General features: G+C 36.0%; 13 protein-coding genes. 10 read left to right on the top strand and 3 right to left on the bottom strand.

Annotated elements, in window-relative coordinates; genetic code table 11:
• Nucleotides 1-10 precede the first annotated feature (10 nt).
• Nucleotides 11-1,102 carry a hypothetical protein gene (locus tag CJF42_RS04740; protein ID WP_095365578.1) on the bottom strand — a complete coding sequence of 364 codons (1,092 nt, stop codon included), beginning with the start codon at nucleotides 1,100-1,102 and terminating at the stop codon, nucleotides 11-13.
• A gap of 111 nt (nucleotides 1,103-1,213) precedes the next feature.
• Between CJF42_RS04740 and CJF42_RS04735 the strand changes: the two genes are divergently transcribed.
• Nucleotides 1,214-1,996: a 2,3-dihydro-2,3-dihydroxybenzoate dehydrogenase gene (locus CJF42_RS04735; RefSeq protein ID WP_095365577.1), complete on the top strand. Its 783-nt coding sequence runs from the start codon at nucleotides 1,214-1,216 to the stop codon at nucleotides 1,994-1,996.
• Here the strand turns inward: CJF42_RS04735 and CJF42_RS04730 are convergent.
• Entirely contained in the window at nucleotides 1,993-2,607 is a 615-nt protein-coding gene (locus CJF42_RS04730; protein ID WP_095365576.1) for a LysE/ArgO family amino acid transporter, read from the bottom strand. The two genes, CJF42_RS04735 and CJF42_RS04730, sit on opposite strands and share 4 nt — an antisense overlap.
• A 106-nt stretch (nucleotides 2,608-2,713) precedes the next feature.
• Between CJF42_RS04730 and CJF42_RS04725 the strand changes: the two genes are divergently transcribed.
• The 7 genes from CJF42_RS04725 to CJF42_RS04700 all read left to right on the top strand — a co-directional run bounded on the left by CJF42_RS04725 (nucleotide 2,714) and on the right by CJF42_RS04700 (nucleotide 11,842).
• Nucleotides 2,714-3,610 carry a LysR family transcriptional regulator ArgP gene (locus CJF42_RS04725; protein WP_095365575.1) on the top strand — a complete coding sequence of 299 codons (897 nt, stop codon included), beginning with the start codon at nucleotides 2,714-2,716 and terminating at the stop codon, nucleotides 3,608-3,610.
• A gap of 95 nt (nucleotides 3,611-3,705) precedes the next feature.
• Nucleotides 3,706-4,293 carry a TetR/AcrR family transcriptional regulator gene (locus CJF42_RS04720; RefSeq protein WP_095365574.1) on the top strand — a complete coding sequence of 196 codons (588 nt, stop codon included), beginning with the start codon at nucleotides 3,706-3,708 and terminating at the stop codon, nucleotides 4,291-4,293.
• A 322-nt stretch (nucleotides 4,294-4,615) separates the two neighbouring features.
• Complete coding sequence (locus CJF42_RS04715; protein ID WP_095365573.1) at nucleotides 4,616-5,761, top strand: efflux RND transporter periplasmic adaptor subunit; 1,146 nt, start codon at nucleotides 4,616-4,618, stop codon at nucleotides 5,759-5,761.
• Entirely contained in the window at nucleotides 5,761-9,093 is a 3,333-nt protein-coding gene (locus CJF42_RS04710; RefSeq protein ID WP_095365572.1) for an efflux RND transporter permease subunit, read from the top strand. The genes CJF42_RS04715 and CJF42_RS04710 overlap by 1 nt, the downstream gene beginning before the upstream one ends.
• 75 nt (nucleotides 9,094-9,168) lie before the next feature.
• The gene (locus tag CJF42_RS28425) at nucleotides 9,169-9,348 is read left to right on the top strand and encodes a hypothetical protein (protein WP_252097523.1); all 180 of its coding nucleotides are present in this window, start codon (nucleotides 9,169-9,171) and stop codon (nucleotides 9,346-9,348) included.
• Between the two features lie 68 nt (nucleotides 9,349-9,416).
• Nucleotides 9,417-11,102: a DUF885 domain-containing protein gene (locus CJF42_RS04705; protein ID WP_252097522.1), complete on the top strand. Its 1,686-nt coding sequence runs from the start codon at nucleotides 9,417-9,419 to the stop codon at nucleotides 11,100-11,102.
• A 122-nt stretch (nucleotides 11,103-11,224) separates the two neighbouring features.
• Nucleotides 11,225-11,842: a LysE family translocator gene (locus CJF42_RS04700; RefSeq protein WP_095365571.1), complete on the top strand. Its 618-nt coding sequence runs from the start codon at nucleotides 11,225-11,227 to the stop codon at nucleotides 11,840-11,842.
• A gap of 145 nt (nucleotides 11,843-11,987) precedes the next feature.
• On the opposite strand, the gene CJF42_RS04695 is transcribed toward CJF42_RS04700, so the two are convergent.
• Nucleotides 11,988-13,793, bottom strand: coding sequence for a DUF885 domain-containing protein (locus CJF42_RS04695; RefSeq protein WP_095365570.1), 1,806 nt, complete (start codon nucleotides 13,791-13,793; stop codon nucleotides 11,988-11,990).
• 408 nt (nucleotides 13,794-14,201) lie between these two features.
• Here CJF42_RS04695 and CJF42_RS27210 point away from each other — a divergent pair, with 408 nt between their 5' ends.
• Nucleotides 14,202-14,372, top strand: coding sequence for a hypothetical protein (locus tag CJF42_RS27210; protein WP_170940475.1), 171 nt, complete (start codon nucleotides 14,202-14,204; stop codon nucleotides 14,370-14,372).
• Nucleotides 14,366-15,177 (top strand): mechanosensitive ion channel family protein (locus tag CJF42_RS04685; RefSeq protein ID WP_141235478.1); only part of this gene is annotated, 812 nt, incomplete at its 3' end. The genes CJF42_RS27210 and CJF42_RS04685, both read left to right, overlap by 7 nt.

Here is a 15,177-nt window from a genome sequence, read left to right as displayed (position 1 = left end):
TCAATTAATATCAAATAATATGCTTCAGACTATTCTCTAATATTTCATTAAATTTACTCTCCACTCGACCACCCACTAAACTAGCTCTGCGCTTCATTTCATTCACCCACTTTTCATCAGTAATTACAGAGTGTGGAAATTGAGTATTACGTTGCGTTTCTCCAACATATAAAAATGCATCAAATAATTGTGATGTTTTTGCTTGTCGAATATCAAGCTTTGCTAAACGAAATCGAGATTTTGGCAACAAATCTATCATTCTTAAGTCTTTTAAATTTGTCGTTTTAGTTTCCAAAAGAGCCGGTCCCTTTATACTTTTTAATGCTGAGATCATTTCAGGATCTGCCGTAGGCCAAACAAGATAAGTACGATCTGGATAATGTTTTTCTAATCTAGCTGCAAAAGGTAATAAACTATCATCAAACTGATTTAGCTCCGGCTCTGGAACACGTAATAAATGAAATGCGCCAAAAATCATTAAACTTTTATTACCAGATTTTATTGCTTGCTCTGCAACAGAATAAAAGCCATTAACTTTAGTTTTTGCAGCTTGTTGCCATTGCTGCGATACAGTATCTGAATACCAATCAAAACTTGTCTCTGCTAGTGTCACTTTTATTTTTTTATGCTCTGGAAGCATTATATTTTTTAAACGTATTTGAGCAAAAAAGTTTTTATATACCTCAGGCATCCAAGCCGTAAAATACAAGCTATCACGCCAAATCAACTCAACTTCACTATTTGAAACATCTTCGCCTAGAAGATATCGGTTAAGTACACTTTGATGTTTAGCATTACCAAATTCAACTATGATATGTTGGACTTTTTCACTGAAACTATCTGATCTCACCAAATCTGTAAGATATACCAAAAACGCTTCATTCCAATGATAATCACCTACAGCAACTAAATCATGGTTTTCAAAAGCATTTAAAATCGCTTTATCTGCTTGCTTTGCTTGCTGAATAAGCCTTTTTAATTGCTTATTATCCAAATCGAATTTTGCATTATGTGGCATATATTCACAGCCATTTAATATCACCATACCCATTAAAATTAGTTTCAGTGAAAAGCGTTTAAACTTATCTAATATGCAATACATTTTATTTGTCCCTACCAACTAAAACTTAATAGTAATAAATATCATTTGCATTGTTAAGTTTTTATTTGTAAATTACCTCTTTATTAAAAACAACATTAAAATAGGTACGTAATGAGTTTTAAAAATCAATTGAGCTTAATAACAGGCGCAGCAAAAGGAATTGGTGCACAAGTTTCATTAGATTTATTAAAACAAGGTTCAAAAGTGATTATGCTTGATATAGACAGTATGGCGCTTTCAAACTTTGCCAAACCATTACAGCTAAAGTATCCCAATAAAGTTTATTATTTTAATCTTGATTTAACGGATAAATGGCAGGTAACACAACTGCTTGATATGATAGAACAAGATTTTGGTGATATTAATCACCTTGTAAATTGTGCTGGGATCTTACATTTAAATTCAATTTTAGATATCACGTCGGACGAGCTAGAAAAAACAATAGCAGTCAATATGTCAGGTGCTTTTTTCATAATCCAAGCGATAGCAAAAAAAATGGCTAAACAAGGATATGGTAGTATAGTTGCCGTTGGTTCAAATTCCGCCTCTACCCCCCGAAAAAACATGGCAGCATATTGTGCTTCTAAAGCCGGAATTCATATGCTTATAAGATGTTTAGGACTAGAATTAGCACAGCTAGGTATACGTTGTAATATAGTGAGTCCTGGTTCAACACGTACACAAATGCAAACTCAAATGTGGAATGAAAAATATAACGAACAAGATACAATATCTGGTGAACTTACAAGCTTTCGAATGGGGATCCCACTCAACAAAATAGCCGAAACCAGTGATATTTCTGATGCTGTTTTATTTTTATTATCAGACAAAGCAAAGCATATTACGATGCAAGATCTCAGAATTGATGGCGGAGCCACACTAGGCTGTATTTAAAACTGATGGTTAAACAAAGAGTAAGCTACCAACCACATAATACTACCAACTAATATATCTATCACTTTTTGTACTTTAGGTTGTGCAAGCCAAGGTGCCATTTTAGATGCGCCAGCTGCCAAGCTATAAAACCAAAGTATTGAAGCCAACATAGTGCCCACCGCAAAATCGATTTTTTCATTACCCGCAAACTGCCCTCCTACACTGCCTAATATCATTACAGTATCGAGATATACATGCGGGTTTAATAGTGTCACAGCAAATGTCGTTCCGACCACTGCAGTTTTGGTTTTAATGCCTTTTTGACTGCCGAATCCGTGATACTTATTAAGCCAAGCTGTTTTAAAAGATAGTGACCCATAAATTAATAAAAATGAAATTCCACCCCAAGTAATCACTAATAATAACCATTCACTACTGGCTATAAGTTGTCCGCCACCAAAAACGCCTAAGCCGATTAATAATACATCACACACCATGCAAATTGTTGCAGCTAATATATGATGATTACGCTTTATACCCTGTCCTAATATATGAGAGTTTTGTGCTCCTATTGGAATAATCATACTAGCACCTAAAACTAAACCTTGAAACATTGCTGAAATAGCCATCTATGACTGCTCATTTAAAATTGATGGTGTAAATTTAATACTTAAATTACAATAAATAAAATTAATAATTTTTATACTTGATAAGTATTAGTTATATTAGGGCAAGATGAATCATCTAGATTATAAATTACTGTACGCTTTGAGCATTGTGATTAAGCAACAAAGTTTTGAAAAAGCAGCCGATGTTTTATGCATAACACAGCCTGCGGTTTCGCAAAGGATCAAACAATTAGAACAATTAGTTGCTCAGCCTGTATTAATACGTTCTCAACCTATCGTAGCAACCGAGTTAGGTAAAAAACTGTTAAGTCATTACCAACAAGTGCAACAATTAGAGGCTGAACTATTACCGCAAATTATTTTAGATCAACCTGAATCCACTTTAACTGTTAATTTAGCAACTAATGCAGATAGCCTCGCTACTTGGTTAATCGGTGCATTAACTCCTTTAATAAACCAACATCCTATTGAACTTAACTTAATTGTTGCCGATGAATCTCGAACATTAGACAAGTTAAAAGATGGTGAAGTATTTGGCGCAATCAGCTTAAATGATAAAGCTGTATCAGGCTGCGAAGTAACACAACTAGGTACTATGGAATATATTTTAGTTGCTTCCCCAGAGTTTAAACAAAAATATTTTACCAATGGCATAAACCAACAGAGCTTAAAGTATGCCCCTGGTGCTGCATTTGATCAAAAAGACGATATGCATATTAAATTCATTGAGCAACATTTTGACCTAAAAGGCGGCAGTTACCCATGCCATACCGTACGTTCATCAGAAGCCTTTGTTGAATTAGTAAAACAAGGTGCTGCTTATTCCCTGATCCCAAAATTACAAATTAAAAATGAGTTGGTTTCTGGTGACATCATTAATATTTTACCAAACATTAAATTAACACAAACCTTATATTGGCATAGATGGGTCTTAGTCAAAGGTGTTTATAAACAGATCTCTGAAGCAATTATGTTAACAGGAAAAACCATTTTAAACTCTTGAAATAATCTCTATTTGATTACTTATTGACTTTTTATACGACTGGTCCAATAATAGTAATCGGATAAACTTAAATAACCCAATCCGAGACAGTTAAAATGATTAAACAAGATACCAAAGAGATGATTTTAGCCGCTGGCCACTCTCTGATAATTGAAAAGAGTTATAACGGATGTGGCCTCAAGGAAATACTCGACACAGCAGGTGTGCCAAAAGGGTCTTTCTATCATTATTTTAAGTCTAAAGAAGACTTTGGCATGGCGCTTATAGAACGTGCTTCTGATGAAAACAGTGAATTTATGCGTGATATTTTTCGTGATAGAAAATTCAGCCCATTGACTAGAATTCAAAACTTTTTTGCTCGAATTCAGCAATATCACGATGAAGAAGGCATTGATTGTCAATGCTTAATTCCTAAATTGGCGCTTGAACAATCTAAATTAAGTGAAACTATGCGTGGTGCTTTAAAGTGTTCACAAGATTCTATGAATGCCCAAATGGCGCTAGTGATCACCGAAGCTCAGGCAGAAAAAGAATTAGCTGATAATATACATCCACAAAAAATGGCAGGTTTTTTATTTAGTGCCAGTCACGGTGCATCAATACAAATGCAAGTTGAAAATAGCGCGCAACCATATAATGACTTTGTGGAAATTATTTTCCAGAATTTACTAATAAAGCTTTAAACAAAAAATGAAAGCATAAAATAACATGGCTTCAGCAACACTTTTTTATGCTTTTAAGTAAACCTAATAAGCCTCACCATTATAGAACCCATTATAGAACCCATTATAGAACCCATTATAGAACCCATTATAGAACCCATTATAGAAACGAATTATTACAAAATAACCCCTTATACATCCTTATATAACTAAAAATTTTAATTATAATCAAAAAACATAGATTCTATCTTGCATCTGATCGTAAAATAATCAAGAATACGCAACTAGACGACTGGTCTAATAATTAACACCGTATTCAACAACTATATTATCAGGGGATGATATGCGCCAAAATTCACTTTCAAGTTTATTTAAAGAATCAATTTTAAGTATTCTTTTAATTATGAGTGTTTCTTCACTCTTTTTCTCATATAACGTTTCTGCTAACCAAGTTGTACGTTTTTCTCATGTAGCTCAACAAGAGCTGCAATCACATAAACGTGTAACGGGTACCTTAAAAGCACTCACACAAACACATATTGCTTCTGCAGAGGCTGGTGTTGTGATTGAAGTTTTTGTTAATGAGGGTGATTCAGTTAAATTAGGTCAGGTATTATTGCAAATTGACAATCGAAAAATGTTAGCTGAAAAATCAAGGTTAGAAGCGGAGTTAGCGCTTGCTGAGGCAAAATATGCATTAACACAAGCTGAATTCGATTTAGCTGAAGACGACTATATTGCTTACAAACATTCAGCAAATAAAAATGCGATTTCAGAACAACGACTACGCCAAAGTAAAACAGCGGCTTTATCTGGTCAAGCAAATGTCATTGCAGCACACGAAGCCATTAAAGCACTTAAAGCTCAATTGAATATTGCAGAGGTGCGTTTAGATGATATGTCAATAAAAGCGCCTTTTAATGGACAAATTACGCAAAGAGTAGCCGAGGCAGGTCAATGGTTAGGTGCAGGTGATAATGCTTTAACTTTAACTTCTCAAGGAAAATTAGAAGCTTGGTTAGATGTTCCTGAGCGCTTTGCTCATATCATGACATCAGTGCCAACTAAAATAAGCCTCAGCATAGGGGATAAGATGCTAAATGGATTTAACATTAAAGTTTTACGTAATGTTGATGTAAGAGCACGTACATTTAAAGTGATAAGCCAAGTTGAATCACAAGGACTCATGCCAGGCATGTCAGTAGAAGCTTGGTTACCAGAAAATACTAAATCTCAATACTTAACTGTACCTAAAGATGCCATAGTGCAACGCGGTACAAGTACTTTAGTTTATAAAGTAAATCAAAAAGATGAGAAACAAATAGCTGAAGCAATACCTGTATCAGTTGTATTTCATCAAGGCAATATCGCAGCCGTTTTAAGCCCTATGCTAAAAGCAGATGACAAGGTAATTACTGAAGGTAACGAAAGGTTAATGCCTGGTCCTGTTATGGCTGTTGCTGATGAAATAAATACTAAGGCATTATAATGAAGATTGTTGAAATGGCTGTAAAGCAGCCCATTAGCGTCATTGTTGGTGTTTTACTCTCTATTATGGCGGGTATCCTCGCTTTTAACCAAGTACCTGTACAAATGACACCCACTGTTGATTCAGTTGTTGTTAGTGTTCGCACTTTTTGGGAAAACGCCTCTCCTGAAGAGATTGAATCAGATGTAGTTGCTGAGCAAGAAAAAGTGCTCAGCGATGTGACCGGTTTAATTTCTATGACCAGTATCAGTCAAACATCGGCAGCCCAGTTACGTTTAGAGTTTGAAGCGGGAACTGATATCGCACAAGCACAAGCTGAAGTAGTGCAAAAACTAAATGAAGTACCCGCCTACCCTAATGGCGTAAGTGAACCAACCGTTGAGGGCATAGATCCTATGTCGGTTGATTATATTGCATGGGTTGGTTTAGCAGCAACAGATCCTACATTCGATAATACCACTTTATATGACTTTATGGAGCGTCGTTTACGCCCTCGATTAGAGAATATTGAAGGTGTTTCAAAAGTCGGCATTTTAGGTGCTCGTGAACGTGAATTACAAATACGTTTTGATTCTACTCGATTAGCTAACTATAGCATCAGTTATAGTGAACTTGTTGATGCTATACAGCTAACTAATACCAATTATTCTGGCGGTAAATTACCTGACGGTAAAAATGATATTCGAGTGCGTGCTATGGGTCGCTTTAGTGATGTACAAACAGTTGCTAATACTGTTATCCGTCGTGATCTAAATGGCCCTGTTTATTTAAAAGATGTGGCTGAAGTTGTAGAGACTTACAAAGAAATGACTGACTGGGTACGTGCTCGTGGTGTACAAATGCCATTTTTCAACTTTCAATTAGCTAATGGTGCTAATCTTTTAGATACCATGAATAAACTAAAATCTGAGTTTGCAAAGTTAAATGCACCTGGTGGTTTATTAGAGCAACATGCTAAGAAGCTTGGTTTAACAGGCACATTTGAAATGGTACTCACTTGGGATTCTTCTAGTTATGTTGAAAATGCTATTTCATTAGTACAAAGCAATATTTTAATTGGCGGTTTGCTCGCTGTATTAACCCTATTGTTATTCTTAAGATCATTAAGAACCATAGGCGTAATTGCCATCGCTATTCCAATTTCTATGGTGGGTTCTATCGTTGTTTTAGTTGCTTTAGGTCGCTCTATTAATATCGTATCGCTAGCAGGTATGGCCTTTGCTGTAGGCATGGTAGTTGATAATGCCATTGTCGTAATCGAAAATATCTTCCGCCACTTAGAAATGGGAAAAAAACCATTAAAAGCCAGTGTTGAAGGCACGCAAGAAGTAGCAGGCGCTGTATTTGCATCAACTTTAACAACACTTGTGGTATTTATTCCTATTTTAACAATTCAAGATAGTGCAGGTCAGTTATTTAGAGATATTTCTTTAGCTATTATGGCTGCGGTTTCTATAAGCTTTATAGTGTCTGTATTAGTAATACCCGTTGCTGGTGCACACTTATTGAGAGCAAGAGCACAAAGTAAACAAGTTCAAATTAATAAGCCCATACTAAATAAACTATCAGAAAAAGCTAAAAAAATACCATCACAGATTGGTGACTTTGTTTATAACATTTCAGGTAGTACTAAAAAACGACTGATTGTAATTACTAGCTTTGCAGTAGTGACCTTAGTAGGGATTGCCATATTGATCCCGCCTATGGATTATTTACCTAAAGGTAACCGTAATTTTGCTTTTGGTTTTATGGTGCCACCTCCTGGATACAACTTAGATCAAATATCTGAAATTGGCGACCGTATAGAAGAGAAACTTCGCCCTGCATGGGAAATCTCTGGAGATCGATTTACAGCTGAAGCTAATTTACGTAATGGCCCTTTATCTACGATAGATAATCGCCCTGATGTGCATTTAATGGATGGTTCAGTAGTAAAAGCCCCTAAAATAGATCATTACTTTTTAGTGGCTATGGGCGGTCAGGTTTTACATGGCATGATCCCTATGGATGCTAAAGAAACTGTTGATGCCGTTGACTTATTAAATCAAACATTAATGGGCGTAAATGCGCCGGATGTAATTGGCTTTGCTTTCCAGTTCCCGCTTTTTAATACTGGTGGTACAACGGGCTCTGCAATACAAATTGACTTAGTAGGTGAAGACTTAAGGCAAATAACCCAAGGCGCTATGGCGTTACTATTTAAATTAATTGGCAACTATGGCCCATATGCAACTTTACCTGAGCCAGCTAACTTTTTATTACCAACACCTGAGCTGGCGGTCAAACCCATTGATGAAAGATTAGCTGAGTTAAATATGTCTCGACGTGATTTAGGTTTAGCAGTACAAGCCAATGGTGATGGCATTATTTTAATGAATGGCTTTGAAATTAACGGTGAGTTAAAAGACATAAAAATTGTGAGCAATGCGCAACAAAGTGACTTCCCAATAGATGAGTTATTGCAAACGCCTTTAGCTACGCCTGAAGGTCAAGTAGTCGACTTACAATCTTTAGCAGTATTAGAACGTAGTCAAAGTGCGGACCAAATTAAACATGTTGCTCGCCAGCGCGCCGTTACTTTGCAATTTACGCCACCAGCAGGCATGCCGTTAGAGCAAGCGATTACCTCTATTAACAGCATTGTTGAAGAGCTTAGAACACAAGGGACAATTTCTCCTTTAATTGAAGTTAACCTTGCAGGTAGCGCTGGTAAACTCAATGATATTAAAACCGCTTTATTAGGCGATGGTTCATTTACAGGCATGCTAGGTTCTAGCTTCTTTTTAGCGATGCTCGTTATCTACTTAGTTATGGTTGTATTATTCCAAAACTGGAAATATCCACTGGTGATATTAGTGACAGTACCACTTGCGACTTTAGGTGGATTTATGGGCTTAGCAGGTGTGCATTGGGCCAGTGTAATGGACCGCTATACGCCAATTCAAAACTTAGATGTACTGACTATTTTAGGTTTTGTGATACTAGCCGGTGTTGTGGTAAATAACGCTATTTTGATTGTTCATCAAACTTTAAATATTTTGAAACAAAAAACAATCACCCCTCGTCTAGCGATAAAAGAGTCTGTTGAGAGCCGAGTTCGTCCTATTATGATGTCGACTTTAACCTCTGTAGGCGGTATGTTACCTCTTGTTCTAATGCCTGGTGCTGGTAGTGAACTATACAGAGGATTAGGTGCTGTGGTAGTTGGTGGCTTAGTTGTCTCAACTATATTTACTTTAATTTTAGTGCCTATCATATTAAGCTTTATGATAACTGAAACAGATCATCAAGACCGCAAACTTGATGATCTGCAGTTAAAGGAAGCCGCATAGTGGTAAAAAGCTTTGCATAATATGGATATGATTTGATGACTGACAAAATCCCAGCCTATGCTGGGATTTTTTTATGTGAATATCAGAGTAAATTTGTATACAATCGGTGCTTCACCTAAAAAAACTGGAATGCAAATGCAGCACTCATTACTTAAAAAAAGCCTGTTAGCTTTAGCTATCACAACAACATTAGTTGCTTGTGATAAACCAACCAATCAAGAATCTAATAAAGTGCAAATAGCAGAAAAAAAATAGTTACTCGCGCTGAAATTGATACAACTATCAATACTTATACTCAAGACTTTATGGTGCTACAGCCAGGTTTGGCAACATCGTTAAAGCTTTCTACTGATATTGCCGCTAATTATAAAAACAAATGGCCTGATTATTCAGTAAAAGGCATGACGCAATTACAAACATCAATGAAAAAAGCTTTAAATAATTTAACAGCTTACGATTTAGCGTCTTTAAGTGATGCTGATAGGTTGCATTTAGAAGTTAATCAAGTGATTGCGAAATACTATTTAGGCGATGAAAACTTTAAAGCGGGATATGTTGATACTTGGGGTGGTCACTTACCTTATATTATTAATCAAATTGCAGGCCCTTTAATTGATATTCCTAACCTGTTAAAAAACCAACATAACATAGAAAACATACAAGATGTTAAAGATTATCTAACGCGACTAACGGGCTTAGTTGATTTAATTGCTGCAATTAAAAACAAAGTTTTAGCAGATGCTGATAATGGCGTTATTTTACCAAAAGCATTATTTCCAAATACCTTAGGTTATTTAACTAATTACACTGCGATGCCAGCTAGAGAGCATGCATTAGTTACAAATTTAGTAAATAAAATGAATTCAGTTACAGCACTAACAGATCAACAAAAACAGAGTTTTACCAATATGGCTATTAGCATCATTGACGAAAAGCTTTATCCTGCTTTTGCTGATATTAAAGCTACTATGATCAAACTTGAAGTTAAAGCTCCAAACAATGATGGAATTTGGGCGCAGCCTAATGGGAGCGAGTTTTATCAACATGAAATTTTATATTTAGCCGATTCAACTTTAAGCCCAGATAAAATTCATGAAATTGGTTTAACTGAAGTAGAGCGTATTTCAAAAGAAATGGATATCATTTTAAAAACACAAGGCATGACTGAAGGAACGATAGGTGAGCGTATGGCTAAGCTTGGCAATATGCCGGAGTTTATCTATGAAAATTCAGATGAAGGTCGTGCTAAGTTACTAGCCGATTTAAATACTGAAATCGACAAAATCATGGTGCAAGCGCCAAGTCTATTTAATACCATTCCTAAATTTGAAGTACTCGTTCAACGTATTCCAGTTGTATCTCAAGAAGGTGCAGCCGGTGGATTTTATATGCCACCAGCACTTGATGGCTCTCGCCCGGGTGTATTTTCTATCAACCTTAAAGATATGAAAGCACAACCTAAATTCAGTTTAAAAAGCTTAACCTACCATGAAGCCGTACCTGGTCACCACTTTCAAATATCACTTAATATGGAACAAACTGATATTGGCATAATGCGCCAAAACGGCCAATTTAATGCGTATGTTGAAGGATGGGCACTCTATTCAGAGCAAGTTGCTTATGAAATGGGCATGTATAAAGATGATCCTTGGGGTAACTTAGGTCGCTTACAGGCTGAGGTATATCGTGCTGCACGTTTAGTTGTAGATACAGGGTTACATCATAAACGCTGGACTCGTAAACAAGCCATAGAATACTTCCATAATGCTACCGGCACAGCTATGAGCGATGTAGAAAGTGCAATTGATCGCTATATGGCATGGCCAGGCCAAGCATTAGGCTACAAGCTAGGTATGCTTAAAATATTAGAATTAAGAGACCAAGCCAAATCACAGCTAGGTGATAAATTCGATATTAAAGCATTTCATGACTTAGTCTTGTTACCAGGTGCTCGCCCATTAACCATACTTGAAGCCGACATAAAGCGTTGGATTTCGCAAGTTAAATAAAGTAATAAACAGACTTGTAATGAATTGGCTTTTCATTACAAGTCTGTTTATTACACTTAATAACTGAATCCAATAATTTAATTACAGTTGATTTCAACCTTTAACCTTAATGAGATATTTTTATGTTTGATTTTGCTGTACTTGCCGTATTTATCCCAACCTTCTTTTTTGTATCTATCACACCAGGTATGTGTATGACACTTGCTATGACTTTAGGCATGAGTATAGGTATACGACGAACGGTATGGATGATGATAGGTGAACTTATAGGCGTTGCACTTGTTGCTATTGCAGCAGTGCTAGGTGTCGCTGGCGTTATGCTTAATTACCCTGACATTTTTGAAATGCTAAAATGGGTAGGAGGGGCTTATTTAGCTTATATAGGTATCAATATGTGGCGTTCAAAAGGTAAAATGGTCGTTGATGACAATAAACTTCAAGATGTAAGCCGACAATCATTATTATCTCAAGGGTTTATTACAGCCATAGCAAACCCAAAAGGCTGGGCATTTATGATTTCTTTATTACCACCTTTTATAAATGTTGAGCACGAAGTTGCACCACAATTAATAATGCTACTCAGTGTTATTATGATCACTGAATTTAGCAGCATGATGGCCTATGCTACAGGTGGTAAAACCTTAAGGCTATTTTTAAGCCGTGGCGATAACATCAAATGGATGAATCGCATTGCAGGAAGCTTAATGGTAGGCGTTGGTTTTTGGTTAGTCTTAAGTTAACTTTTCATTACCAAAAGTAATTCATAAAAAACACCTCACTATCAGTAATGTTAGTGAGGTGTTTTTATATTAGAAATATAAATTATTCTTTTAACCATTTTTTGTTACGCAGTAGCCTGAATCAAGCTGTGAAGCTGAGTTATTTTTATATTTTTTGACTCGCTACCCAACGCTTTATTTTTGCTTCTAAAATAGGCATAGGTAATGCGCCATCAATAAGTATTTGGGTATGAAATTGCTTAATATCAAACTTATCCCCTAACTCTTTTGCACCAAATTCTCGTAATTCACGAATTTTAAATTGTCCAAGTTTGTATGATAAAGCTTGTCCTGGCCAGGCAATATAACGCTCAACTTCAGATTCAATATCACTAGCAGCCATAGATGAATTGGCTTTCATGTACTCGATACCTTGTTCACGTGTCCAGCCTTTAGCATGAAAACCGGTATCTAATACTAAACGCATTGCACGCAATTGCTCATCAACTAAACGGCCATACCACATATATGGGTCAGTAAATAAACCAAGTTCTTTACCTAAACTTTCTGCATATAATGCCCACCCTTCGGCAAATACAGTATAACCTCCAAATTTACGAATGCGTGGCAATGCCTCAACTTCTTGTTGTAGTGCGATTTGAAAATGATGACCAGGTGCTGCTTCATGAATAGACAAAGTTTCTAATAAAAACTTAGGCTGTGCTTTTAAATTATGAGTATTGATATAAAAAATACCAGGACGAGAACCATCTGGCGCAGGCCCTTGATACGAAGCGCCTGCTGCTGAGGCAGCTCTAAACTCTTCAACTGCTTTCACAACGTAATCAGCTTTTGGTGCAATATCAAATAACAGAGGTAAGCTTGCATCAATTTTTTGTTTGACTTGCTCATAAGCTGCAATTAACGCTTCAGGCGTATCGTAGTAAAACTCATCACTTTCTCTTAAATGGACAAAAAAATCAGCCAAATCACCTTTAAAGTTAACTTGATCTTTTACTTTTTTCATTTCATCTAAAATACGTGATACTTCACTTAAACCTATCTTATGAATTTCATCGGCTGTTAAGTCTAAAGTTGTATTGGTTTTAATTTGATATTCGTACCAAGCTTTACCATTTGGTAATTCACTATAGCCAACACTTGAGCGTGTTTTTGGTAAATAGTCTTGCTCTAAAAATGTCACCATATCTTGATATGCTGGCACTAGGCTATTCAAGATCATATCTTGATAGTCAAATTTAATCTTTTCTTGATCTGATTTAGAGAATGTTTCAGGCATACCCGAAACTGGCATCCAAAATACAGACTTAGTATGATCAGTTACAATATGGGCTTTAAATTGTGGTAATAACTTAAGTGCTAAAACATTTGGTAAAACAACGCCTTGCTGTGAACCTTCCGCCATCGCTACTTGCACGCTTTTCAACCAAGTAACAAAACCTTGCGCTCTTAAAGTAAAATCCTTAAAATCTTCAACCGTGCTAAATGGTTGTGCACTTTGGCCTGAACCTAAACCCGCAAATGTATTATGTGCTCCACCCATTTGATCTATTGGTAATAGATGATCTAAGAACTTTTCACCTTCTATTGCGAGATCTAAATCTCGAGAAAAAATTTCATAAGTCAGTAAAGCCTGACCTGTTAATTTATTAATATTGATTTTATTAATTTTATCTTGATATTTTTTAACAAACGCGAGCTCTTTGGCACGGTTTTCAGCACTGATAGGTGGAGAAAATTGATCATTATATTGGGATTGACCAACAAAAGTTCCTGAAATGGGACTAAAAGCTAAACCTTCATCAAAGTAAGCTTCAACTATATTGTCTACTTTTTTATTTTCAGATAATTGAATTTTTTGTTCTACAACTGCTATTTCTTGAAGTTTTGACTCAACACAACCCATTAATGATGCGCATATAGCCAAAGAAAGTAAGGTTTTATTTTTCATGAGGGACACTTTTTAAAAGTATAGTTTTGTACCAGAAAGTTCTGGTATTCGTTTTTTGTCAGTGTATATTCTGTGTTAATAAAACGAAACCTATATAACCAATTAATTTGGATTTATAGCCAAACTACTTCAATATGCGATTTTCAGGACTGCAGGGTAATTCAAGTTCTAGACACATCTTTGAATTAATAATTTGGATATATTCCTGTGAGTAAAAAATGATTGAAACTGAACTAAAAGAATTTGAGCGTATATATACCCAAACCACTTCAAGATGCAGGATTCAGTTGGAATTAGAAATGCTTTAGGCAAGGCATTGATTGAAGAACATGGTTATTCCCTTTTCAAAATCAATAACGCTGCATAAAGTATTTATAAACCAACCTTACAGGGACTTCTGAGCAAATAATGCTCGTTGTTGCCTGCATGGATGTAGGTACTAGAGCAATGCAGGAGCATATTGCCGGTCCATCTTTTTTTAAGGGAGTAACCATTAATGCAAAGATGCGCCTAGATCATGAATTGCTCAGCAGTCCTGAACCTCACACCTTGAAGTGGCTTGGGTATATACCATGGTAATGGAATACTTAGTAACTTATAGCTTTCAGGTTGTTGCTGCATTATTTATTTTATTAATAGGTATTTGGTTAGCACAAATAGTATCTAAATTTGTTTTAAAGCTAATGCAAAAGCATGAAATAGATATCACTCTAAGTACGTTTATCAGCAATCTAGTTAAGGCCATTTTCATTACTATGGTAGTGATTATCGCCCTAGGTAAACTGGGCATTAGTGTAACGCCATTTGTTGCAGCCATAGGTGCGGCATCTTTAGGTGCTGGTTTAGCCTTACAAGGCATGTTATCAAATTATGGTGCAGGCTTAGCAATCATAGCGACACGCCCTTTTAAAGTGGGCGATACAATACAGGTAAACGAGGTTTCAGGTTTAGTAAAATCAATTGAATTAGGTGTGACAATTTTATGTAACGAAGATAATGTAGAGATCACAGTTCCAAATAAGCATTTGGTAGGTGAAGTGATCAATAACTCATTTGCTTACTCTTTAGTTGAAGGTGAAGTGGGTATCGCCTATGACAATGACCCGCATAAAGCTATTACAGTTATTTCACAGGTTTTAAAAAACATAGAAGCTGTAGCAAAAATACCAAAAGCACAAGTAGGCATAAATAAATTTGGCGATAGCGCTATTTCAATTAGTTATCGGTACTGGGTTCCTACTACAGATTTAATTGCCACGAAGTTACAGGCTAACTTAGATGTTTTTGATATTTTACAAGCAGAAAATATTGATATTCCATTCCCACAGAGAGTTGTCACAATCAATAGAAGTGAGTTTGAGACAGCAATTCTCGGTGAATTAAT

The organism is Pseudoalteromonas sp. NBT06-2, assembly GCF_002276045.1.
Lineage (GTDB): Bacteria > Pseudomonadota > Gammaproteobacteria > Enterobacterales > Alteromonadaceae > Pseudoalteromonas.
Note: the sequence above shows the minus strand (reverse complement) of the source record. Positions and strands in the feature narration are given on the sequence as shown.